Annotated in this window: 22 protein-coding genes and 1 pseudogene; 16 read left to right on the forward strand and 7 right to left on the reverse strand. The window is 34.8% G+C overall.

Annotated elements, in window-relative coordinates; translation table 11 throughout:
• Positions 1–17: 17 nt before the first annotated feature.
• Both ACB088_RS04685 and ACB088_RS04690 read right to left on the reverse strand, forming a co-directional pair.
• Positions 18–452 carry an acyl-CoA thioesterase gene (locus ACB088_RS04685; protein ID WP_375038152.1) on the reverse strand — a complete coding sequence of 145 codons (435 nt, stop codon included), beginning with the start codon at positions 450–452 and terminating at the stop codon, positions 18–20.
• Complete coding sequence (locus ACB088_RS04690; RefSeq protein ID WP_375038153.1) at positions 452–1,609, reverse strand: iron-containing alcohol dehydrogenase; 1,158 nt, start codon at positions 1,607–1,609, stop codon at positions 452–454. Before ACB088_RS04690 ends, ACB088_RS04685 begins: the two co-directional genes overlap by 1 nt.
• A 347-nt stretch (positions 1,610–1,956) precedes the next feature.
• Here ACB088_RS04690 and ACB088_RS04695 point away from each other — a divergent pair, with 347 nt between their 5' ends.
• From ACB088_RS04695 to ACB088_RS04720, 6 genes are all read left to right on the forward strand, one after another.
• Positions 1,957–2,268: a YcgJ family protein gene (locus tag ACB088_RS04695; protein ID WP_209734273.1), complete on the forward strand. Its 312-nt coding sequence runs from the start codon at positions 1,957–1,959 to the stop codon at positions 2,266–2,268.
• Positions 2,269–2,621: 353 nt separating this feature from the next.
• Positions 2,622–3,392 carry a DUF4882 family protein gene (locus ACB088_RS04700; protein WP_375038154.1) on the forward strand — a complete coding sequence of 257 codons (771 nt, stop codon included), beginning with the start codon at positions 2,622–2,624 and terminating at the stop codon, positions 3,390–3,392.
• Between the two features lie 360 nt (positions 3,393–3,752).
• Positions 3,753–4,256: a low molecular weight protein-tyrosine-phosphatase gene (locus ACB088_RS04705; protein WP_375038155.1), complete on the forward strand. Its 504-nt coding sequence runs from the start codon at positions 3,753–3,755 to the stop codon at positions 4,254–4,256.
• Between the two features lie 19 nt (positions 4,257–4,275).
• Positions 4,276–5,310, forward strand: coding sequence for a UDP-N-acetylmuramate dehydrogenase (murB, locus tag ACB088_RS04710; protein ID WP_375038156.1), 1,035 nt, complete (start codon positions 4,276–4,278; stop codon positions 5,308–5,310).
• A 4-nt stretch (positions 5,311–5,314) separates the two neighbouring features.
• Entirely contained in the window at positions 5,315–6,436 is a 1,122-nt protein-coding gene (locus ACB088_RS04715; RefSeq protein WP_375038157.1) for a YdcF family protein, read from the forward strand.
• Positions 6,436–7,464, forward strand: a complete 1,029-nt coding sequence (locus ACB088_RS04720) for an alpha/beta hydrolase (protein ID WP_092706969.1) — start codon at positions 6,436–6,438, stop codon at positions 7,462–7,464. Before ACB088_RS04715 ends, ACB088_RS04720 begins: the two co-directional genes overlap by 1 nt.
• Positions 7,465–7,520: 56 nt before the next feature.
• On the opposite strand, the gene ACB088_RS04725 is transcribed toward ACB088_RS04720, so the two are convergent.
• The 3 genes from ACB088_RS04725 to ACB088_RS04735 form a co-directional block, all read right to left on the reverse strand.
• The gene (locus ACB088_RS04725) at positions 7,521–8,024 is read right to left on the reverse strand and encodes a hypothetical protein (protein WP_375038158.1); all 504 of its coding nucleotides are present in this window, start codon (positions 8,022–8,024) and stop codon (positions 7,521–7,523) included.
• 61 nt (positions 8,025–8,085) lie between these two features.
• Positions 8,086–9,141: a linear amide C-N hydrolase gene (locus ACB088_RS04730; protein WP_375038159.1), complete on the reverse strand. Its 1,056-nt coding sequence runs from the start codon at positions 9,139–9,141 to the stop codon at positions 8,086–8,088.
• 211 nt (positions 9,142–9,352) lie between these two features.
• Positions 9,353–11,026, reverse strand: a complete 1,674-nt coding sequence (locus ACB088_RS04735; RefSeq protein WP_056480816.1) for an FMN-binding glutamate synthase family protein — start codon at positions 11,024–11,026, stop codon at positions 9,353–9,355.
• A 463-nt stretch (positions 11,027–11,489) separates the two neighbouring features.
• On the opposite strand from ACB088_RS04735, the gene ACB088_RS04740 reads away from it, so the two are divergent.
• The 6 genes and pseudogenes from ACB088_RS04740 to ACB088_RS04765 form a co-directional block, all read left to right on the forward strand.
• Positions 11,490–11,921, forward strand: a complete 432-nt coding sequence (locus ACB088_RS04740) for a hypothetical protein (RefSeq protein WP_375038160.1) — start codon at positions 11,490–11,492, stop codon at positions 11,919–11,921.
• Between the two features lie 534 nt (positions 11,922–12,455).
• Positions 12,456–12,986 (forward strand): spore coat U domain-containing protein, encoded by a 531-nt coding sequence (locus ACB088_RS04745; protein ID WP_017392181.1) that lies wholly within the window; start codon positions 12,456–12,458, stop codon positions 12,984–12,986.
• 83 nt (positions 12,987–13,069) lie between these two features.
• A complete protein-coding gene (locus ACB088_RS04750; RefSeq protein WP_375038161.1) occupies positions 13,070–13,777 on the forward strand; it encodes a molecular chaperone in 708 nt (235 codons plus the stop codon).
• A gap of 40 nt (positions 13,778–13,817) precedes the next feature.
• Positions 13,818–16,226 carry a fimbria/pilus outer membrane usher protein gene (locus tag ACB088_RS04755; RefSeq protein WP_375038774.1) on the forward strand — a complete coding sequence of 803 codons (2,409 nt, stop codon included), beginning with the start codon at positions 13,818–13,820 and terminating at the stop codon, positions 16,224–16,226.
• Entirely contained in the window at positions 16,217–17,245 is a 1,029-nt protein-coding gene (locus tag ACB088_RS04760; RefSeq protein WP_375038162.1) for a spore coat U domain-containing protein, read from the forward strand. Before ACB088_RS04755 ends, ACB088_RS04760 begins: the two co-directional genes overlap by 10 nt.
• Before the next feature lie 603 nt (positions 17,246–17,848).
• Positions 17,849–18,054: pseudogene (locus ACB088_RS04765) on the forward strand (putative peptidoglycan-binding domain-containing protein); the annotation flags it as partial.
• 84 nt (positions 18,055–18,138) lie between these two features.
• On the opposite strand, the gene ACB088_RS04770 reads toward ACB088_RS04765, so the two are convergent.
• Positions 18,139–18,513 (reverse strand): hypothetical protein, encoded by a 375-nt coding sequence (locus ACB088_RS04770; RefSeq protein ID WP_375038163.1) that lies wholly within the window; start codon positions 18,511–18,513, stop codon positions 18,139–18,141.
• A gap of 376 nt (positions 18,514–18,889) precedes the next feature.
• The gene (locus tag ACB088_RS04775) at positions 18,890–19,270 is read right to left on the reverse strand and encodes a hypothetical protein (protein ID WP_375038164.1); all 381 of its coding nucleotides are present in this window, start codon (positions 19,268–19,270) and stop codon (positions 18,890–18,892) included.
• 497 nt (positions 19,271–19,767) lie between these two features.
• Between ACB088_RS04775 and ACB088_RS04780 the strand changes: the two genes are divergently transcribed.
• The 4 genes from ACB088_RS04780 to ACB088_RS04795 all read left to right on the forward strand — a co-directional run bounded on the left by ACB088_RS04780 (position 19,768) and on the right by ACB088_RS04795 (position 24,126).
• Complete coding sequence (locus ACB088_RS04780; protein ID WP_375038165.1) at positions 19,768–20,355, forward strand: recombinase family protein; 588 nt, start codon at positions 19,768–19,770, stop codon at positions 20,353–20,355.
• A 275-nt stretch (positions 20,356–20,630) separates the two neighbouring features.
• Positions 20,631–21,794 (forward strand): hypothetical protein, encoded by a 1,164-nt coding sequence (locus ACB088_RS04785; protein ID WP_375038166.1) that lies wholly within the window; start codon positions 20,631–20,633, stop codon positions 21,792–21,794.
• 508 nt (positions 21,795–22,302) lie between these two features.
• Positions 22,303–23,466 carry an MFS transporter gene (locus tag ACB088_RS04790; RefSeq protein WP_375038167.1) on the forward strand — a complete coding sequence of 388 codons (1,164 nt, stop codon included), beginning with the start codon at positions 22,303–22,305 and terminating at the stop codon, positions 23,464–23,466.
• A gap of 156 nt (positions 23,467–23,622) precedes the next feature.
• Complete coding sequence (locus tag ACB088_RS04795; protein ID WP_003652266.1) at positions 23,623–24,126, forward strand: hypothetical protein; 504 nt, start codon at positions 23,623–23,625, stop codon at positions 24,124–24,126.
• Positions 24,127–24,160: the final 34 nt, after the last annotated feature.

A 24,160-nucleotide genomic window follows, 5' to 3' on the forward strand; every position in this document is an offset into this window, starting at 1 on the left:
TCTTTTTGCCTCATTTTTTATAATAAAAATTTCTCTAAAACGTCACGAGTAGATTCAGAAATTGGAAGGGTCTTACGCGTTTCGCGATCAACAAAGACATGCACAAAATGTCCTTGAGCTGAGGCTTGCTCTTGGCCTTGTTTAAAGATGGCCAGTTCATAGCGCAGTGAAGTGTTACCGATTTTACCAATCGCAACACCTACTTGAATAATTTCGGGAAAAGATAACTCTTGGAAAAAACTACAAGCTGAATCGACCACTAAGCCAATTGATTGTGATTGATGAATATCAAAACCTGTTTTTTGAATGAGTAAGGCATTTGCTGCCGTATCAAAGTAGCTATAGTAGGTGACATTGTTAACATGACCATAGATATCGTTATCTGCCCATCGGGTTTGAATATCTAAAAAGAACTTAAATTGATCGCGGGTTTTTAAAACTGGTTTAGTCATTAATGAATCGCCTGATAAATTGCCAAAGCAGCAGCTTCTGTCATGTCACGAGGGTTATTTTGTAGCAAGCGGGTTTGCAACATGGCATCTTGAGCAAGCTTAGGTAGACTAGACTCTTCAATATCCAAATCTCTAAGTTTTAAGACCAAACCACTACGATCTAAATGATTCTGCATATGGTCAATAAACAGATCACACAAACCATCAGTGCTGCCATTACTATATGGATCTAGCCATTGCATCAGTTCCGCATAGTATTTTTTTGCATTTGGTGCATTAAATTTTAATACTTCAACCAACACTAGCGCATTGGTGTGGCCATGCGATAAATGAAAATGTCCGCCAAGTGGGTAAGCTAAAGCATGTACAGCGGCAACGGGTGAATTTGCAAATGCTTGACCTGCAAGCATCGAGGCGAACAGCATGTTTTGCCTTGCTTCTAGGTCATTACCGTTTTTAAGAACTTTCGGTAAGTTATGGTTCAGTAACTTCAAAGCATTTTTGGCTAAAATATCAGTATAAATATTCTTTTTATGCTTAGAGGTATATGCCTCAATGGCATGCACCATCGCATCAATACCTGTTGCGGCAGTAATATGAGCTGGAAGATTTTGTGTAAACGTGGCATCTAAAATAGCGGTATCTGCATACAGTACCGGAGAGACAATCCCCATTTTTGTTGTCTCGCCCGTGGTCACAATTGAAATTGGAGTGACTTCTGAGCCTGTACCAGCTGTAGTTGGAATTAAGATAAGCGGAAGGCGAGCTGTGGTTACCTGATTTACGCCATACATGTCTTGCAAGCTTTGAGTCTGGTTGGGGTGTGCGAGCAAGGCAATTACTTTTGCAACATCTAAAGAACTGCCACCACCAAAACCAATAATGGCGTCTACATTTTGCTGTTTTGCATAATTGGCTGCATCTAATACCACTTGTTCTGGAGGGTCAGCCTGAACATCGGCATAAATGACATGTTCAATATTAAGCGTATCTAAAATTTGAATGATGGGAAGATGTAATTGATTTTTGATCATGCCTGCATCGGTGACAAGTAACAACTTACGGTAAGCTTTTGATGACAAAACATTCTGTAATTCTTGTATAGAGCCTAAGCCTGAGATGATATTTGGAACGGTTTGAAATTGAAAATGGCTCATATACGTTATTTCCTTATTTTTGAACATTATTGTAGAAGGGTTCTTTAGGATTCAATCTTTAAGTAACTTAGCATAAGACACTTTAAAATAAAGTAGTTCTGAAGTGATTATGTTGAGTGTTGTATGAGATAAGCACTACTTTCATATGGTAGAGGGGGGAAGGTAGGCGGAGATCCGCAAGGTATTTAAACGTTTATGGAAAGGTGGGCTTTTTGTTATTTATACTGTTCGGTAGATTTTCCTGAAGGCTACTAATTCATATAATGACCAAACAATTTATAATTTTATTCGGTTCAAAAGTGAAAATTTCTAAAACTGTACTTAGTCTTATTGGATGTACTTGTTTAATGCTTAGCTCAGCAGCAATGGCGAAAACCAGCTCTAGCGTCTATTCACCTAAAAATGGTGTAATTTGTGACAAATATATCTGCGCTGACAAGAAAGGTGTATCTAAAAAACTTACAGCCAAATACTTAGGAACTAACAAAGCGAACAAAGCATTCTCTCAAGGTGATTTTGATACTTCTGCATTCACACTCTCAAATGGTGTGTTCTGTGATACTAAGACAAAACTATGTCACGTTGATCGATACTTTGAAAATGGACATCGTAGTAAAGTTGATAGAAAAATGACGGATAAACTTTTTAAAAATAAATGATTTTTATCCAAGTTTTACTTAAAAGCCCATAATATTGGGCTTTTTTTACATAACTATTTAAAAATTTTATGAACCTATAATTATAGAGACTTTAGCATTCGCATTGATTGCCGTAGTTGTAGTGATGATACTATAGGGCTATAGCCCTATAGATCCTTAATCTCATAGGTGAAAGACAATTATTGACGTAATTAAAGAAGTCAAGAAAGCCAAAGATGATATACAAAATAGTTAACCACTTTCGGGTGGTATTATTAATTAGATCACATATATTTCTGTCATCTGTCGGATTTAATTAAATTATTTAGAGACCTGTTTATACTGAATGTTCAAAATAAAAACAGGGTAACGACGTGAAAAAGATAATTTTAGCAACAATAATGGGTTTCAGTGGAATAAGTAGTGCTTTTGCTGAGTGTACATATAGCTTTGATGCAACATTAACTCAGTTACAATCCTTAAGTGCTTCTGCACAGAAATTTCCAACTATTACAGGAAATAAGTTTTCCTATAAGACTTCTCAGCAAAGTCCGATTTATATGGCTTATAGTCAAGATTATCTTTCACGGTTTTTAGCAGCAAATGACTCATCTGCAATGCTATATACCAGAGGGGATAAAGCAATACCAACTACTGGGATTATAGCTTTTGAATATAGAATCAAAGTTCCTACACTAGGTAATACGGGTTATGTAAATATTTTCCCAGCTTTATCAGCAGGTATTATGCAGAATGGTAAAGCTGTGAATTTTATTGTTGCTTATCAACATGGACCTACAACTAATAACTTTTATATCCAAACTACATCAAATGATAGTGCATTAGTTTCTAATGGATTTAATTTAGCTCCAGAAGTTACTTCTGATGGTTACCAAAAGATTGGTATCTATATTAATCAGAACTCTAATCAAGTTGGTTTAGTTTTTAATGGGGTTAACAAAGGTTATTTTGCGACATTCCCTTCTAAATTAGATAACCTGTATTTTTCATTAACTTCTAATTTCTCTGATTTAGCAGCAACTGACGTGAATAAAGATGTTTCTATTGAGTTCTTACTTGATAAATCGAAAATTACACAAAGTTATCCAACTGGTACCAAAGATATTTGTGGAGTAGCTTTGTAAAAAGTCCATTAAATTAAAAGACTCCTCACCAGCCACTTTCGAGTGGCTTTTTTAGTTCTAAACGAAAAGTGAAATGAATAGAAAAAATAATATAAAAAAGTTATTCCTTTGTGTAAAAGCCCTCTGATGGGGGCTTTATTATTTTCTTAAAAATTAGAAGATCAGATCGTTTGTCGAGTGATTTATCAACTTTTAATCTATTGATAAACATTATTTTCCTTTTCAAGCCATGTGAGTTTTGACAAAATGCAACACGTCACAATGGTCAATTCAATTCTGACAATAATTTATAGTTTTGTCAGGATGTTGCATGCACCATATTTATTTCTATGTAATTCAAATATTTGGAAGTAATTTCTAATGGAAACACAATATAAGGTGTTATGTGTATGTTTAGGAAATATTTGCCGTTCTCCCACGGCTGAAGTGGTTTTTAGACATTATTGTGATGCACATCAACTTAATGTAATTGTCGATTCTGCTGGAACGAGTAATTATCATCCAAATAAAGCACCAGATCAGCGTAGTCAGCTGCACGCTAAAAAAAGAGGCTATAACTTATCTTCTTTACGTGCAAGACAGCTTTCAACTCAAGACTTTTTAGAGTTTGATTTAATTTTGGCAATGGATCATCAAAACTTTAATGATATTCATGACATGCTACAAAGTGCGGTTTCTCAGTTTGGGACTCATCAAATCCGTGCAAAAGTAGCTTTAATGAGCGAGCATGATCCTGAATATCCACAACAAGCCTTGCCTGACCCTTATTATGGCGGAGCTGAGGGCTTTGAACGTGTACTCAATCAATGCGAGTCCAGTAGTTTGGCATGGATTAATATTTTAAAAAAACAATTGAATGTTTAAGAATAGGTTTTTCAATACAATGCAAATTCAAAATCAGGTACAGCTTAAGCCATTCAATACTTTGAGTTTAGATGCAACAGCGTCTCACTACACCAAAGTTCAAACTATTCAGGATATTGAGGAAGCTCTGGGTTTTGCTGAACAGCATAATTTAAATGTACTTGTATTATCGGGCGGTAGTAATATGCTACTGCCGCAACAGATCAATGCGTTGGTTATTCATCTAGATATTCAAGGTGTCGAAGTTTTATCTAACGATGATGACTTTGTTCGAGTTAATGTCGGTGCAGGCCAAGTCTGGCATGATTTCGTTTTATACAGTACTCAGCAAAATTGGTTTGGCTTGCAAAATCTCGCACTTATTCCAGGCTTAGTTGGTGCTTCACCAGTACAAAATATTGGTGCTTATGGGGTAGAAGTAGGTGAGTTTATTGAATCGGTACAAGTGTATGACCGTAAATTAAAAGAAACTCAGACAATTTTAGAAGCAGACTGCCATTTCGCTTATCGTCATAGCATTTTTAAAGATGATCCGAACCGCTACATCATTACGCATGTGACTTTTAAATTGCTTAAACATCCCCATTTAAAGCTTAACTATGGTGATTTGAAGCAAGCAGTTGGAGATAATCAGACTGCCGAGAACTTACAAAATCAAGTCATTCATATTCGTCAAAGTAAGTTACCTGATCCAAAAGAATATCCAAATGTGGGAAGTTTCTTTAAAAATCCGATAGTTAATCCTCAAGAATTTGAGCGCTTAGTCACACAATTCTCAACAATTCCACATTATCCTCAAGCCAGTGGAAACGTTAAAATTGCAGCAGGATGGTTAATTGATCAGGTGGGTTGGAAAGGTAAACAACTTGATATGGTGGGTATGTTTCACAAACAGGCATTGGTTTTGGTGAATTATGCCAATGCATCTCTTACTGATGTAAAGAAAACTTATCAGGCTGTACAACATGATGTTGATCAGCGTTTCCATATTATGTTAGAACCAGAGCCTGTGCTTTATAACAGTTTAGGTTTAATTGAAAATCATACGGAATAGTTTTATGCCACAAGTACACTTAATGGTACGTTTAGTACAAGTAGTCACCGCGCTATTTTTACTATTAGGCTGTTTCGTGGTTTTTTTATATTCGCCGTTTTATTCAAAATTAATTGTAGCTGGACTTAATTATTTTGTACCGGTTGATGTTAATCAAGTCGCTGCTGAAAGCCAGAGACAGGCTGCATTAAGTGAGCATGACAATTTAGAACCAGGCTCAAATCTATGGATTGCTCGTCAAGCATATTTAAAGCTGACCGAAAAAGCTTTACGTGAAAAAAAGACAACTGATCTGACCTATCTTCAAGAAAACTATAAAGCTTTGCAGCAAATTATTCTTTTAGAAGAAAAGGAACAAGATTCAGAGGCAGCCGCTTCTGTAACGGTTCCTTTAGTGGTTAAAAACTCAGAAATTGATGCTGCCGATGAAGCAAGTGCTCCCATTGATGAAGCTCTCTTTATTAATAGTTCGGAAAATAAAGCACTTACAGAGCAATATACTGAGTTTTTAGCAAGAAAACCTGTGGTACCAGAGCATCAACAAGCTATTAGTGAACCTGAACAGAAAATCGAATATGTGCGTAAAAATCCATTACCAGTGCAACCTAAAAAGTTATCAGAACCTTATGCAATTGTTGTATTGGGTGGCGGATTAACTTTAGATAAAAATGGTAAAGATATTGTGGTTAATGGCTACACGCGCTTACGCTTAGAAAAAACTTTAGAAATTGAAAAACAAAGTCATCTTCCTATTGTGCTTAGCGGTGTTGAAGCACCTTATATGCAAACTTGGTTAAAAGAGCGCGGCGTTGAAGCAAAACTATTAGAAAAACGTAGTATGAATACTTGTGAAAATACACGATTTAGCTCTCTGTTGCTTCAGAAGAAAGGGGGCGCTCCGACGGTTATGTTGGTTACTGATGAATATCATATGCCGCGTACACGTCGACTATTTGCCTTAAATGGTATAGAAACGATTCCTGTTGTAGCTCCGATGCCAACACCACTTACACGCTGGCAACCAAGTGTGCAAAATTACGATCATAGCCGCCGTGCGAATTATGAATTACTTGCGACAATTCGCGACATGTTGTTTGGCTCAAGTGATTGTCGAGAGGTACCTTAATGTCAGATATCCCATTTCTCAATCCTGCCGTATTAAAACAATTAGATTTGCCGGTTCCCAACCGTGATCTTACGCCACAGGTTTTAAGCCCACTCAATTTAAATACACTAGAAGAACCATCGCGAGATTTGCTGGCCTACCGCAAATTGTATGGTTTGCATTTACTTGAATGTGACCATTGGCAGGGTTATGTTCAAATGCCTTTATTTCGCTTACATGTGCAGGTTTTCAAACCTAAAATAGACAAAATACAAGGTACCGTCTGTTTGTTACATGGCTATCTTGAGCATAGCGGTATTTATCAGCCCATCATTCGTGAAATTCTTGAACAAGGCTTTAGTGTCATTACCTATGACTTACCAGGGCATGGTTTGAGCAATGGTTCACCAGCAAGTATTCAAAATTTTGATCACTATCAACAAGTTTTGATGGCTGTTTATCAATATGTCAAACATGCAGATCAGTTGCCTAAACCTTGGGTTGGAATTGGGCAAAGCACGGGCGGGGCAATTTGGATGCATCATTTATTAGAATATGCTGAAAAACGCCAAGATCCAATTGTAGATAGAGTCTTATTACTTTCTCCTTTGATTCGCCCTGCAAAAACCGCATGGTGGCATAATCCGGTCGGGTTGGGCATTATTCGTCGTATTAAGCGCCAAGTACCAAGACACTTTAGACGTAATAATCATAATCCTGAATTCTTGCGTTTTGTTCGCTTAAAAGATCCATTGCAACCCCGAATGATGGGGATGGATTGGATTTTAGCAATGTCAAAATGGATGCAGGAAATGGAAGAACGGCCCGCTTGTCGTATTCCCGTGTGGCTTGCACAAGGCGCTCTCGATCAGACTGTAGACTGGCGTTACAACATTGAATTTATTCGTCGTAAATTTAGGCTTCAAACGCTATTAATGCTTGAAGAAGGTTCACATCAATTAATTAATGAACGTGCAGATATACGTGCGGCTTTAACAGGACTGATTCCAGCCTTTTTACATGCGAAACCAAAACATTTTTATTATTAAAAAATAATGCATCTATCCAATAATTCTGGATAGATGCATGGCTTAATCTATCTGCTTTATTTTGAATTTTGATAAAGCTGCATAAAGTTTTTATAAACTGAAGATTGTTTTTGTGGACTATACATATTGCGTTCAATCGTTCCTTTATCCGTTTTTATCAAAACATTTACATTTTGAGCATTTTTAAACTCTTTTAAGAATTGGCTTGGAATAATAAAGAACGTAGTTGAATGTTTAGGCACTAATCGACTTACATTCGTTTTTTCAGTCGCTTGAGCGGGCTGATAAGTAAATCGCTTCCCATCAATATCAAATATTAACTCGTTAATATCATAAAAGTTATAACTACTACTTAAATGAACATCTACGCGGAGCTGATCTTTTTGATTCTCGTTCCATTTAACGAGCAAACTAGGACATAATTCAGTTGGTAAACAGTTGAGCTGACCAGCTGTCTTTACTACTGTAGGAGCTGTTGCTTTATCTGTACCAAATTGTGCGGTGCTGCAAGCCGTTGTAAGTAGACAAGAACCCAATAAGAGTAGAGATTTCTTCATCATATAAATTCCAAGATAGTATGTTTAATATTATTTATGTTAAGGCCAATAATTTTGACATAAATTAACGTGTAGTTGGGCTTAAAAATACAAATGGTTTTGCAATTTTAAAGGAAGAAGTAGCATCACCTGCATATATATGACTTTGATCGGGCCCTAAATCAAGTCTACGCGTTTTACCATCTTTAAAATTAATCTTTTTTAAGTCAACCCAAAACACATTTGGTGATAGGGCAGACTCGAAAAAATAGAGCAGCTGTTTATGATCAGCTACAGTTCGCCAGCGAGTCGAAGAGATATTAGGTTCTTCTTGAGTATTTAGTCCATAGGGAACAGATGCATTTCGAATCACACTAAATACAGAGGCTTGAGCCTGTTTACTATCATCATTTTTAGGAATTGCATTAATATAAAATGATGCACGTGCAAAGCGATCAGATGCTCGGTTTGTACCAGGAAGCATGATCGTTCCACCAATTTGTTTCCAATATTCGGCAAGTGCGAGTTGCTTATCGAAAGTAGGTGAGTTAGTCATGACTTGATAGCTGCGACTATGGTGAATAATCTGCTTTCCGTCAATATATTCAATAATTGCGCTATCACCTGTTTTGTCAGAAATAGATAAATGCAGGGTGGTAAGCCTTGATTCACCTGGAACACTATCTGTAATAATTGTATAAGGTTCTTTTTCAAGGGCTTTAACGGCCTCATCAACGGTTGCGAAATTATCCAGTACATATTGTGCCCAAGCAGCAATGCTGAGTAGTGGCTTATTAGATTTTTTTACATCGGGGTATTTAGATTCAACTAACCATAAGACATTAGCAACCAATCCAGCTTCATTCATGCCATCTGTTGTGGAAACTTCATAACCTGTAGCAATCACACTTCCATATTTAGATGTCCATTTTATTGAATTGGAGCCTGCACTACCATCACGGGTAACCCCGCTTGGCATAATCCATAAATTTGTACCCGTATCAACTTTCCAGTCCATCGAACGAGCAGTAATAATATGTTGGTTATTGCCTAAATATACAGCGCGTGTACAAGCAACAGCATAGCTACTTAAGCCTACCGTCAGTGCAACAAAAGAAGAGATGAATGTTTTTTTCAACATGATGAGATACCTTCTTGTTATAAGCATTGAAAAGTTTTTATTAAATAAAATTAAAATATGTACGTTATTTATACTTTTATATTAGGTGAAAAATCGATTAAATACAAATTAAAAGGAGAGTGGGATTTAATTAAAAATCACATATTAGTTTTAAATATGGAAGAGCATCACACTATAAATGTAATGCTCAACTTATAAGAATTAATATCAATTAAAAATGATTGGCATCAGCCATATTCCACATTCGATAATAAAAATTATCATCGTCATTATTAAGTTCAGATTGTAAAAGTTCACCTTCTTTTAAGAAAAAATGCAATTGAGCATAGTTCTTAATTTCACGATCATTTACTCGCTGAGCCAAATGATGGGCTTTAATATCTGAAGGATGGCGTAAACCAGCCGCAGCAATCATTTCTGACAAAGCATGCAAGGTATTTTTATGAAAATTAAATACCCGTTCTGATTTGGTCGGTACATCAATGGCTTTTTGGCGGTCTTTATCTTGGGTTGCAACACCTACAGGGCATTGGTTAGTGTGACAGCTTTGTGCCTGAATACATCCAACAGCAAACATGAAACCACGTGCTGAGTTAACCCAATCTGCACCTAGTGCAAAAGTACTGGCAATATCGAAAGCACTAATGATTTTACCACTCGCACCGATCTTAACTTGATCTCTTAGCCCGGCACCGACAAGTGTGTTATGGACAAAACGCAAGCCTTCACGTAATGGCGTACCAATATTATCGCTAAACTCAATTGGTGCTGCGCCTGTACCGCCTTCAGAACCATCAACAACAATAAAATCAGGAACAATTTTTGTTTCAAGCATTGCTTTAACAATACTCATAAATTGCCAAGGCTGACCAATACACAGTTTAAAACCAACTGGTTTACCGCCAGATAATGTGCGCAACTTCTGTAAGAAATGCATCATTTCAATTGGGGTAGAAAAACTAGAATGCTTTGCAGGAGAAATACAGTCATGATCGCGCGAAACGCCACGGATTTCGGCAATTTCTGCGGTAATTTTATGTTTAGGTAAAATACCGCCATGGCCCGGTTTTGCACCTTGGGAAAGCTTCAGCTCAATCATCTTGATCTGTGGTAATTGAGATTGTTTAGCAAACTTTTGCTCATCAAATTTTCCGTCTAGGGTACGGCAACCAAAATAACCACTGGCAATTTGCCAAACAATATCACCGCCATTTTCTAGATGGTAAGGGCTTAAACTACCTTCGCCAGTATCATGATAAAAACCACCTAACTGTGCACCTTTATTTAACGCACGAATTGCGTTGGCACTTAAACTACCAAAGCTCATGGCAGAGATGTTCATAATTGACGCGCTATAAGGTTGAAGGCATTGGGCATTACCAACCTGAATACGGAAACTCTTTGGATCTGCTGGTGGGCAAGGGCTTATTGAGTGGACAATAAAGCGATAGTTTTCTTGATAAACGTCAATGATTGAACCAAAAGGTTTATCTGCATTTTCATTTTTAGCGCGTTGATAAACTAGACTTCTTTGCATACGAGAAAAAGGCAGAGCATCTTGATCCGCTTCAATAAAGTATTGACGAATTTCTGGGCGTATATCTTCAAACAAAAAACGGAAATGCCCCATAATTGGGTAGTTTCTTAAAATTGAATGTTTATTCTGCAAAACATCATAAAGGCCTAACAAGCTTAGAGCACCCGTGAGTACCCATAAACCGTTAAGTAGAGTATCTGAAATAAAATAATAGATACTATGAGGGGTATATACGGTGCGAAACCATGTAATGCTGAGTGCAGTAAAAATACATAAGAACCAGAGAGAATGGCGTGAAAAGAATGTATTGAGAAATTTATGTCGAATGATTTGTGCTGGACTCGCCATATTGGAACAAATTCCTAATGTTTTACTGGCACATACCTTGCCAAGAAGCAAGTAAAACTACAAGTATGGAATTGTTAGTTTTAGGGGGACAAGAAAGAGTACATGCAAAGGTTCGCTCGATTTAGAAATATATTTTTAAATAGAAAGTATTTTGACTATAAATAATATTTAATCTGAAGCTTTTAGAATTGAAATTAATTATAAAATTAATGTGTTTTATAAATGTTTAGCTGTACTAAAAAATATATTTTGTTAAATCATTTTTCAAAACCTATATATAAACTAAATGTAAATTTAGATTTATTTAAAAATAAAAAATATTTGAATTTTATTTGTACATTTTTGATTTAATTAAGGCTGTGCTATTTAATTGTTTTTTGCTAATATAAATAAATTGAAATAATATTTTTTAAAAGACATTACTACAACTATATAAGATTCTAAAAATTATTTAAGGACTGAAATGAATTGGAAATTATTAATATGCTCTATTCTTCTAACAGGAGTCTTTTTCTTAACTTTAATGTTCTATTTAGGTTTTGATTTAGATACTTTTAAAAGAGTCGTTCTAATACAAAGTTTGTTAGTAGCTGCGGCTATCATCTTTGACTCTATGGAACGAAAGAATAATCCTATTTTTCCGGGTTGTATCGTTTATCCCTTACTTGGCATTGTATTTGTTTTAGGATTTACACCTATTTTAGATTTTTTTGCTGAAAGACCCAAAGGATTTCATAGTTGGGATATTAGGAATATGTTTGTGATCAACACTAGCAGTGCAGACTATCAATTTAGGGAACTGGCTTGGTATGGCAAAGCTTATATACAGTTAGGTTTTGCTATGGTTGGTGGATTTCTTGGCTTATTTTTTCATCTAATTTTTAGAAATAGTTAAGTTAATGCTAACTTCTTTTGGTAGGTGATAAGTTGTTTTAATTACTGAAAATTTAAAAAAAATCCTAGAACTGCTATAAATTACTTAGATTTCTTATTCATAAAATATTATTTTCTTATTCATTTAAAATATATAGAACAATCAGTAGCTTACTTTTTGTTCTTGTTTTTTTGACCAAAGGTTCAAAAATTATAAAATATTAAAAGTTATGGTAAATTTTAACTAATGAAAAGCTATCATTTTTTTAGTAAAACTAATAAAAGCTGAATAGAAGTATCGAAAATTCATATAAAAAGTGTAATAAAACATAAAAATTCTTCTAATTGAGAAATTCATCAGAAGTTGAATTATTAATTGATATTTAAAATGAAACTTATGTTAGTGTTTTTGTTGTTTTTTTGTATTATTTGCGGTCAGTAGAGTAAAAAAATAATGCTTTGAAAAAACAATCAGAAAAGCTAGTGATTGTGATGGGGAAGGCTAGTTTTTACATCTATTAATTTTATTGGCGTAATGTAAAAAAGGTTTTTTACCATGAAAAAGTCTCTCATTTGTTTACCAGCAATTGCTATGGGTTTAATGTCTATCACTGCCGCAAATGCTGCAACAGCAACAGGTACCTTGACTGTTAAAGCAACAATTACAAATAGCTGTGTATTGAATACTTCAGCTACAGGTACAACAGCTAACGCAGTTTTAGATTTTGGTACTTTAAGTTCTCTTGCTAGCAACGTCGATGCAGACACTACAACGACAGGTGGTACGGCCATCAAAGTTTTATGTAACAACACTGTGCCATGGACTTTGGCTTTTGATGCCGGCAAAAATGCTCAAACGACCCAACGTCGTATGATTGGTGGCGCAACAAGCAACGAATTTATTCCTTACAACCTCTTCTCTGACACTAACCGTGCAACAGCAATTGGTATTTCAACGACTGCATATAGTGGTACTGGTACTGGTGCGCCACAAGCAGTTAACGTCTATGGTCGTATCCCTGCTGGCTCAACTTTGCCAAGTGCAGGTAGCTATGTTGACACTGTAACTGTAACAGTGACTTATTAAGTTTTAATAAGTTTTATTGTGTCATTGCTAGCTCTTGATTGAGAGAGCTAGTCTAATTTGAGAAAAGTAGTTCTGGGCAAATCATGAAAAAAAATATCTTTGTTATTACAAGTTTATTGTTATTTTTGCCTAGTATGCTGAACGCTGCATCAATTCGTCTTTCGCCTGTAAGTATTGAAATATTAAATGATCAATCGGCGTCCTCAATCAGTTTATATAACCAGTCAAATGAAAGCACTGATTTGCAGGTACGTGTATTTGAATGGCGCCAAAATGCCGGGCAAGATCAACTCATACCAACAGATGAGATCGCGGTTAGCCCCCCGTTTTTAAAATTACAACCTAATGATTCTTATAACTTACGTGTAGTTAGAATTAATCCAGCACCAGTTTCTGGTGAGCAAACATACCGTATTATTATTGATGAACTACCAAAACCAATTGATAACCGTAAAGCGGATCAAGGGATTAACGTACTACTACGTTCGTCATTGCCTCTATTTGTCGTAAATAAAGATGCAATTACTAAACTTACTTGGTCAATTCAACAAGAGCAAAATAATTCTTCTCTTATGATTAGCAATGTTGGCAATCGACATGCTCTTTTAAATAATTTAACGCTTGTTGATGTGACAGCAAATAAAAGCTATCCGATTAAAGTAAATACTGTGAATGGTTATATTCTTGCTGGCAAAGCAAGAAATTTTAATATTAGCCCTGATTTTAAATTTCAAACGGATCATAAATATAATATTTCATTGAATATTAACGGTAAGCAAACATCTCTTTAAAGAGGCACACATGAAATATCTCGTAAGTGCCTTATGTGTTATGTACTTGCCGATTCATGCTTTTGCTGAATCATTGCAAGATAACACCAATATTGCTTTACCAAGTATTCCGGAAGTTACAAACTCTTCTCATCAGGTGTTTAGTTCTGATAAGGCCTACACACAGCTTTTCTTAAAAATTTCTATTAACTCGAATATTTCAACAGATTTAATCTCGGTACACCAAGATCAAGATGGAAAGCTGTATATTCGTGTTCGTGACTTAAAAGTTTTAAGGGTAAAAATAGATGAACACACTCCAGATAGCCAATGGGTGTGTATTAACGAGCTAAAAGGAATCCAGTTTAAATATCTAGAGAATGAGCAAGCTTTAAACTTACAAGTTCCTTCAAACATGTTGGCGGATTATTCAGTTGACTTAAATGGTCAACAGCTCACGAGCCCTCATTTACTAAAAATGAAGCCTTTAAATGCTGCCATTTTGAACTATAGCCTCTATCACACCCTGACTAATGACGAGAATGTTTTCTCTGGTTCGGCAGAAGGGATTTTTAACAGTGCAATTGGTAACTTTTCATCAGGGGTTTTATATAACGGCAGTAATGAAACTAGTTATAGCCATGAAAAGTGGGTGCGCCTAGAGAGTAAGTGGCAGTATGTAGACCCTGAAAAGATCAGGATATATACCTTAGGGGACTTTATTTCCAATAGTTCTGACTGGGGAAGTAGCGTACGTCTGGCAGGTTTTCAGTGGTCGAGTGCTTATACCCAACGAGGAGATATTGTTACTTCGGCATTACCACAATTTTCCGGCTCGGCTGCACTACCTTCGACACTAGATTTATATGTCAACCAACAAAAGATTTATTCAGGGCTTGTGCCTTCAGGTCCATTTGATATTAAACAGCTCCCGTTTATTTCCGGAAATGAAGTCACGCTTGTAACCACCGATGCAACAGGTCAGCAGAGCATTACCAAACAGGCTTACTATTTTTCATCTAAAATTTTAGCAAAAGGCATCAATGAATTTTCAGTAGATGTTGGGGTTCCTCGTTATAACTATGGGTTGTATTCAAATGATTACGACGATGCCACCTTTGCATCAGGTGCGATTCGATATGGCTACAGCAACTCACTGACCTTAAGTGGTGGTGCAGAGGCTTCTACAGATAGTCTGTCGAATCTGGGCACTGGTTTTGCCAAGAACCTGTTTGGTTTTGGGGTAATTAATGCTGATATTGCAGCGAGCCAATATAAAGATGAAAACGGTTATTCTGCCTTGGTTGGTTTAGAAGGGCGTATTAGTAAGAATATTTCGTTTAATACCAGTTACCGCAAAGTATTTGATAACTACTTTGACCTTGCCCGCGTGTCTCAAATTCGATATTTAAAAGATAACCAGACCAATGCTGAACCCAAAAACTATCTGAGCTACAGCGCACTGGCAGATGAGATTTTTAGGGCAGGGATGAGCTATAACTTTTACGAAGGATATAGCGCCTATCTGGGTTATAACCAGATCAAATTTAGCGATAACTCTTACAAGTTAGTGTCTGCCAATTTAAGTGGAAGCCTGAACAAGAACTGGGGATTTTATAGCTCGGCTTATAAAGATTATGAAAATCACAAAGACTATGGCATTTACTTTGCGTTGCGTTATACGCCATCTACCAGAATCAATGCGATTACAAGTATTTCTAATGAAAGTGGTAAAACAACGTATAGACAAGAAATAAATGGATTTAATGACCCACAAATCGGTTCATTTGGATGGGGAGGCTATGTTGAGCACGATCAGGATGCCAATCAAAACAATGCATCGGTCTATGCCTCTTACCGTGCCCGTGCTGCTTATCTGACAGGTCGATACAACCGAATTGGGGATAATGACCAAGTTGCAGTTTCAGCGACAGGATCGTTGGTTGCGGCAGCAGGACGAGTCTTTGCAGCCAATGAAATTGGTGACGGCTATGCAGTTGTGATCAATGCTGGGCCACAAAGTCAAATTCTAAATGGTGGAGTCAATTTAGGAGCGACTGATAGAACTGGTCGATTCTTAATTTCAAATTTAAGACCCTATCAGCTTCATCATATCTACCTAGATCCATCATATTTACCTTTAGAATGGGATGTTACTTCAACTAACCAAACAGCATTTGTGGGTTATCGCCAAGGAACCTTAGTAGACTTTGGTGCTCATCAGGTTATTTCAGGGTTAGTGAAACTTGTTGATTTGAACAACTCAGCGTTATTACCAGGTTATAGCGTTCGAATTAATGGACAGCAAGATGGGGTAGTTGGCTACGACGGTGAAGTATTTATTCCAAATCTATTAAAACAAAACAAACTTGAAGTCGATCTTCTGGATCATGGTTCATGCCAAGTTAATTTTGCATATGAAAATAAGCAATACAGTGCTAAAAAATTGGGGCCTTATGTATGTCGATAACTACTGCGAGTCATAGTTTTTGGATGAAGAGTAAAAAGTTTTCATTGGCCATAAAGTATATTTTAGCAATTGTTCTGTTGTTTATATTATATGCATTTTTTAGCTCTGCACATGCTGCTTGTACGGTAAGTGGAACCACTAATAGTACGTATACTTATACGGCCGCCACTATTAATAGTGATGCAACCATAAACTTTTCCGGCACGATTAGATGTCTTGGCGGACGTACTACTCCTGAAATTTCAGCTTATATGTGTATGAAGACGGTATTTAGCGGAACCACAAGCGTAAATAATAGTGTTTCATTGCCTTATACGGTCACTGCAACTGTAGGCGGTGCAGGTTCTTCTACCACAAATCACACCTCAAATGTTTGGTATGGACCAGTGAGAACAGTCGCTTCAAATAATATTATTAGTTACTCTGTAAATGTAAAAGTTCCAGCCCGCACTGGTTCGCTCATTGCATATCCTAAAGGCACATATACTGGTACGGTTCAGCTTTTCTGGGATATGCAAGCAAGCTCTAACACTGTCTGTGAAGGAAATAGTGGTGGAGGGTGGGACTCGGGTAATACCACTATAACTGCCAATTATATTGTACCGAGTTTATGCCAATTAGATTCAACATCAAATGTAGATTTTGGCAATATTAATGATATTGGTTCGACTAGTCGTGATTACACTGCGCAAGGTGCTGTGAATACGACTTGTAACAATGGAACGCCATACAGTATTTATTTAGGTGATGGAAATAACCGTATTGCTGGTGGCTTTAGACGTATGACAAATGGTAGTAGTCAATATATTCCCTATCAGTTATATAAAGATTCTAACTATAGTACGGTGTGGGATACTACAGGTGGTGTAACTGCGGTTGGAGGTTCTGGAGGTGTTTCCAAGACGGGATCAGGGAGTGTTCAAAGCACCAATGTGTATGGAAAAATTCCACAAGGTACTACTATTTCAACGACTCCTGGTAATTATTCAGATGCGATAGTTGTTACAGTAACTTATTAATTATCTTTCTGGTGCTGGGTTGGCAATGTGAATAGCCGTGATTTTTTGATGTGATGCTTTAAGCCAAGTTTGATTTGCACATTTAACTCTACCTAAAGGAGCTATCTATAAATTTGATTTTTAATTGTTCTAATTTAAAGGAAGTAGAAAAGCTTTTAAAGAAAAGATAGTTGAAAAAAGACGGTTAACGGTAATGTTGTTTTAGGATAAGTAAAAACAGAAAAAGACAAATTAAGAAAATAAGAAAAAACATGTGATGATTAAATACCTTATGAATATTAAATGTATTTTTACACAAGTTAACACATTGTACAAATTAAATTACAGTTCGCTTATCTTTATTTAATTTTTCTTATCAATAAAAAAAGCTTTTAAAGGAAAAGCTGGTTATTAATAAATTAGTTATTTGTATTGGAAAACAAAGTGTTAGAATTGTAGGGTTGGGAGTTCTCAGATAACTTGTGATATGACTTTGATTAATTAAAGATCCTCTTCGGAGATTTTTTAATATTTGATTTCAATTTGCCGAGCATATTTGGGTACTGGGTACAAAGACCCTCACTAAATATCCATTATTGGAGGGGACTTTTATTTTTAAGTACTCCTTATCTTACGATAGATGGAATTTATGGACCAGCTATATTAAATGCTCTCAAATCTTATCTATCAAAACAAGGTAAAGAAGGTGAGAAAGTCTTATACCTGTACTTAACATCATGCAAGGTCAGCGCTATATTGAAATCTGTGAGCGTAATCCAAGCCAAGAGCAGTTTTTCTATGTCTGGATTGCTAAAAGAGTTTCTTTATAATTTTTTTTGTTGCTGTAAACATATTCCACTAAAAGGGCGCTAGCTTAGCGCCTTATTTGTACTTATTAACTAATCTATATCCTTTCAGTCCTTTTGCTCATACATAGCTTTATCGATCGCATCTCGTAATGTTTTAGTGCTTAGTTTAGTATTTTTTTTATTCATAAATTTATTGAATATTTCATAGACTAAGAAGAATCTATTCATTATTCCTACACATGATTCACGATTCATAAGTGAAGCTTCTAAAGTTGGGTTATTTAATAAAAACTCTAGACGCTCAGAATCTTTTGCTTGCTCCTTTGAAACGACGACACAGCCTTCAGGTATATCTTCAATTTTGCTTAGATCTTCCTGTTTAATTTGAATAGCTTTTTTCCACATCGTCCAACTAGTATTAACACGGTGGAATGCATCTGCAGCATCTTGTTTTGACTCCTTATTTAAGAAATATTTCAAAACGTAATTTCCAAGTTCTAAATCAAAAGTTAAATATTCAAAATGGGAATTAAAAATATATTCTTTCTCAAATCTCTGTTGTTCAGTTCGCTAGGAAATCTACTTTTTCTCTAATTCTGTAGAAAACATAAACAAAAACCACATATTATTAAGAAAAGTATTATAATGAATTTACTTCAAGATCGGGACAGTTGAATTACTACCAATTTTTTAATTGTTCAATTACTAATCGACAGGTGTTTAGGTTAGCAAAATCGTAGACAGACTTTCTTAATTTTCTTGAAGAGGTGAAATAATAGTAAAGGGATAGTAAGTAATAAGTTCTAGTTTTAAGTAATTTAATAAGTAGTAGATTATGGTTCTAAAATTATATTTTCTAAGTTAACCAACTTAATGAAGCTATAGCATGAATGCGATCACTAAATAAATGCATATTGATTTCTATAGTTTTTTCTCGATCAGCCATTAATAAAAAAATCTTTTTTGTATCGACATCAGACCTATTAGTTAAATAGTCAATTGCTGAATTTAGATGGGAATATAGAATTTCTATTTGTTTTTCTGGGATAGAAATAAAAGTAAAAGCCAAAAAGCCAATCTCATTCATCTTTTTTGCATAATAGTCAAGAGAAGGCTCGTTTATCTTTTCTTCGTACTGTTTTAGTATGATTACAGAAGGGAATGGTCCAAGCCCATCAGGAATATAAAGTTTACCTCTAGGACTGTTTACTAAGTAATCAGAAAATATGTTTTCCATATATGGCCTTAAAAATATTAATGAAGGAGAGGTTGCAGAACACCTAAATTGCACGCAGATAAATGTGATAAATATCACAAAAAAAAAGTTATAGGTGAAATATCACAATGAAATATAACATTTTCTTATAAATTTTTCCTGTTTTTGATTAAACAAAATAACTATCTAAATCTTTTTATACTTCTTTAATCTTAATTTTTGCTTATTCAAAAAAGATGATATATGTCTTAAAAAAGAACGATCAGAATCAAGGAAACTAGTAAAGAAGATGATAATTAAATAGGATGAGAAAATGAAATTTTTATTGCTACTAACGATTTTTACGTTGATATTAAATATGATAAGTATTGTCAAACTTCTTAAAGTCTTGTAAGAATCAAAAAACTTTTACGTCGAAGGGGTTTTTAGTCAATAAAATTTTCATATAAAAAAACTATTATTGAATATACTTCTATATTGGATTAGCTCGTTTCATTATGGCTAGTAGGAGAATGAGTATGCGTACATATGCTTATTTTAGAGTTGACACCTATGATAATTCTATAGAAGCATCATACAGTTCCTTGCTAAGAGAACATGGATATGTTGTACAAAAAAATAGACTGATCATTGAAGAGGTCGGAGTTGATAAACCTATTTCCATTCGAGACAAACTCACAAATTTGATTGAATACTCGATGGAAGCGGATGATTTACTAATTGTTAAGGGCATCGATTGTTTAGGTAGTAATTATTGTGAAATTTTAAATATTGTAGAAAGTTTAGAAAAAAAAGGTATCCGTTTGATTTGTATAGATTACTCTAAACATGAGTTGATTGGAGAAATAAGAGTTTTTTTTATCCATTTTTTAAAGTTATGTCTAAATTTTGAGAAATTACATCTAGATTCTAAAGCAAAATTTAAACATGGTTCTGAGTCTTATAAAGCTGGACGGCCCGAGAAGCTTACAAATGAGCAAAAGCAACTAGTTATTGAAAAATACAAAAAAGGTTGGAGTGTGTATAGACTAGCTCAGGAGTTTGAAGTTTCTAGGACGGTGATTCAGCGAATTCTCGATAATGAGACTAAAAAAAATGGTATGTAGATTCTAATTGTTATCTAAGAAGCCTTTTATAAAATTCTATTTAATTTAGAATATAACTCATGCTATATGTTCTAAACAGTTTGATGTTTTAATTTATATGAATTTAAAGTGGATTATTAATTTAACTTGTGTAATATGCTGATTGTTTTAATTTTTTTGTTAATTTTATTATTTTTGGAATAAGCAGTTTTAATAATGTTTATTTTATTTGAATAGATCTCTATTGAAATATTTTATATTTAGAAAAGGTATAAAAACATGATAGAGAATATGAAATGTCTAATACATTATTAAAGATAATTGGGTTGACTACAATATTGAGTCTAACTGCTTGCGGAGGTAATGATTCTAGCAGTAACCAGACGCCTCCTAAAGTAGATCCTATTGATCCATATGTAACCATTAAAGGAACTGCAGTTACTAGAGATTTTTTATCAGATGCAATTGTGACTGCACGTTGTAAGGATGATTCGGGATTCAAAGATATCGTTAAGACAAATATTAATGGAGAGTGGGAAGGACAAGTAAAAGCAAGTCAGTTACCTTGTCGACTAAAAGTAACCAAAGATAATGATATTAATATAACGCACTATAGTGTAATTTTTAATGAAAATGATCATGTTAATATAACACCATTCACCGACTTGGCAATTGCGATTAGAAAAGGTTTCTCATATCTTCCAAGTGATTTATATGGTTTAGCTGGTAAGGATATTAACTATATTACACTCAAGAAAAATTTATATGATAATAATACTTTCTTGGTTAGTAAATTATTGAAGGGTGCTTATAATATTGATTCTTCGATGAATTCTTTTAATGATGTTATTGAACCTAGGGATACTATGATTAATAATATTAAGGCATTTAGGATTGCAGCAGATATAGTTGAATCTGATGACTATAGTGATTATATAAATAAAGTTTATAGTAAGAATCATGATGTAGCAAGAAAATTTCCAATTCTTGTTAATAGTTCTATAGCTTCTCCTAATTTAAAGGCCTGTAAACCAGGGGAAACAAATGATATTTATACAAATTGTATAAATGCTGTCTTTAATGAATTCTATAGTCATGATTTAGTGAGTCGAGATAGAAAAAAATCATGTAGAATCCAGATAAAAGAAGGCGAACTTTATTATTTGGTGATCAATGATAGTGCTTATGGTGACTCTGAAGGTTACCTAATATCTCTAGAAAGTGGTTACTATGATAGTGCATTGAAAGTAGTGGATAAAGGTTATAAATATACAACTTATGTTAGAAGTCAGTATCTATCCCCAGCCTCACCTAAAGAACAATTATATAAACTAGATTTGAGTATTACAGATAAAAAAAGAGTAAATGGCATAAGTTTTACTCCTATTGATGGTCCTTTAGATCAAATAGACCACAGTACTATTAAATTTGCTGATGAATATATGTGCACTGTTATTTAACTATTTTTTTATGTTGTAGTGAATTGATTGTTGAGCATAAGAAGACATTTAACCGCTAGCTTAGGTCAGCGGTTTTTTTGCTAGTTTTAAATAATAATAACTCGATGTAAATTTACTCATTAGATGTGACGATCTTTAGAAAAAATAATAGGGCAACTATAAAATGAATTAACATCGGCCTTATATTCAAAATAAGACTCCAAAAAATGATAAGTAGATATACTGGGTTCTTATTTATTAATTCATAGGTGGTATTCCCTAACAGAACTCTTTTTTTACTATATGAATTAACAATAAATCAATTTAGTTCTACCCAAAATGATAGAATTGCGCAGATCAGTAATTTGATGTGTAGTTTCTGCTTTAAAAGCATGCAGTCTACAAATTTTTTAAATTGATTGGAAATTAAATTTGTAGACTAGTGAAATGCAACATTCAGCATATCAGTACAAGTGGATGCAACTTTAATTATGATTAACTTTTTGAAAATGCAAGATAAAGCAACTTAATGCAACCACTTACAATCCAAACTAGACTCGGCGGATTCTACTTCTTTTATTATTCCATTGTTGGCACATTCATGCCTTACTGGAATTTATATCTTCAAGATCAAGGGTTTAATTATCAAGAAATTGGTGTTTTATCATCAATTGCCATTGTAACGCGTTTTTTCGCACCTTTGGTATGGGGATGGATTGCTGACAAATCTGGTAAGCGAATGTTATTAGTACGGTTGGCGACTTGGATGGAATCATGTATATGGTTGGCTATTTTTATAGTTCCAAATACTTTTCAATCCATTGCTTTACTCATGCTTATTTTTAGCTTCTTTCAAAATGCTATTTTAGCTCAATTTGAAGGGGTTACTTTATTTTGGTTGGGCGATCAAAAAGCTAAACTTTACGGCAAAATCCGTAAGTGGGGATCTGTTGGATTCATTGTAGGTGTCTTCGTTATTGGTGCACTTCTAGAAATAGTACATATTTCGATGCTTCCGATTTTATTATTAATTATTGCTTCATTGGCATTTATCTGGTCTTTCACAATTCGAGAACCGGATGGTGCACCTACCTCACAAAAGCAGTTAGAGCCTTTACTTCCCGTACTTAGGCGCCCGACAGTAGCTGCATTTTTTACAATTGAATTTATTTTGCTTTTTTCACATGCGCCTTTTTATAGTTTTTATAGTAATTTTCTGAAATCTTTGAATTTTAGTACGACTGAAATTGGATTTTTATGGGCTATAGGGGTTTTTGCAGAAATTTTTATGTTTTCAATTGCTTCAAAGGTTTTTCAACGTTTTTCATGGCGTAGTTTGGTGACTGTATGTTTACTGGTGACGAGCATGCGTTGGATGTTAGTTGCACTATTTTCGCATTATTTTGTTGGTCAACTTTTTGCACAGTGTTTGCATGCTTTTAGTTTTGGTCTATTTCACTTAATCGCGATGCGAGTTATTTTTCAAAATTTCTCGGCTGGACAACAAGGGCGGGGACAAGCTCTTTACAGCACCATGTGGGGCTTAGGTGTGGCTTTTGGTAGTGTTCTGGCTGGACATTTTTGGAAAATTCTTTCCGGTGAAATTATCTTTATGTGTGCCAGCTTGGTTGTACTCTTAGGTTTATGCTTTGTAATGTGGCTTCCTAAACAAATCGATTCTTCAACGGCATAAGCTCGAAATGATGAAGGAAAAAGGTATTTATATTGAAAAAAGCAAGTAAATATAAAATTGTTTGATGACTTGTTGTAGCACGTTACAGTTGAAAAATATTGTTTTTATATGGTTATGAACCAGTGAATTTGTCAAAAAATATGCTAACTTAAGTTCATGCGTTTAATGATTAATAAATCTATGAAAAATATTTATATTATTGGATTATTGTGGGCTTGTTCTGGTTTAGCTGTGGCAGAAACGGCGACTCAGCAGCCAGCCGAACAACCCGTTCGGACAGCAAGTAATCCTAATGCTATACGTATTGTTACGCGTCCTGAAATTATGGGATTATGGGGAATGGAAATTCCAAATAATAAGAAATGTGTGGAATATTATAATTTCCGTAGCAGTAATGATGTAGTGATCAAAAGTGGTCAAGAATGGTCATATGGCTTATATGAATATCAACCGTCCGATGATCCTAAAGAGCAGTTAGCTGCTTTAGTCATGCAAATTAAATTTGATAATAATAAAATGGATTGTTCTGGACAGAAACAAGATCAAACAGGTGATGTTTCTCAATATTTTGTACAGTGGAAAAATGATCATACTATTAACTTCTGTTCAACCGCTAAAGGTGAGCAGTGTTTTGCGACTTTGCGTAGAGTACTACCATAAAGTAATAGATATAAAAAAAGCCTCTTATTTATAA

Origin of the sequence: Acinetobacter sp. RW6 (assembly GCF_041956835.1) — a bacterium.
GTDB lineage: Bacteria > Pseudomonadota > Gammaproteobacteria > Pseudomonadales > Moraxellaceae > Acinetobacter > Acinetobacter calcoaceticus.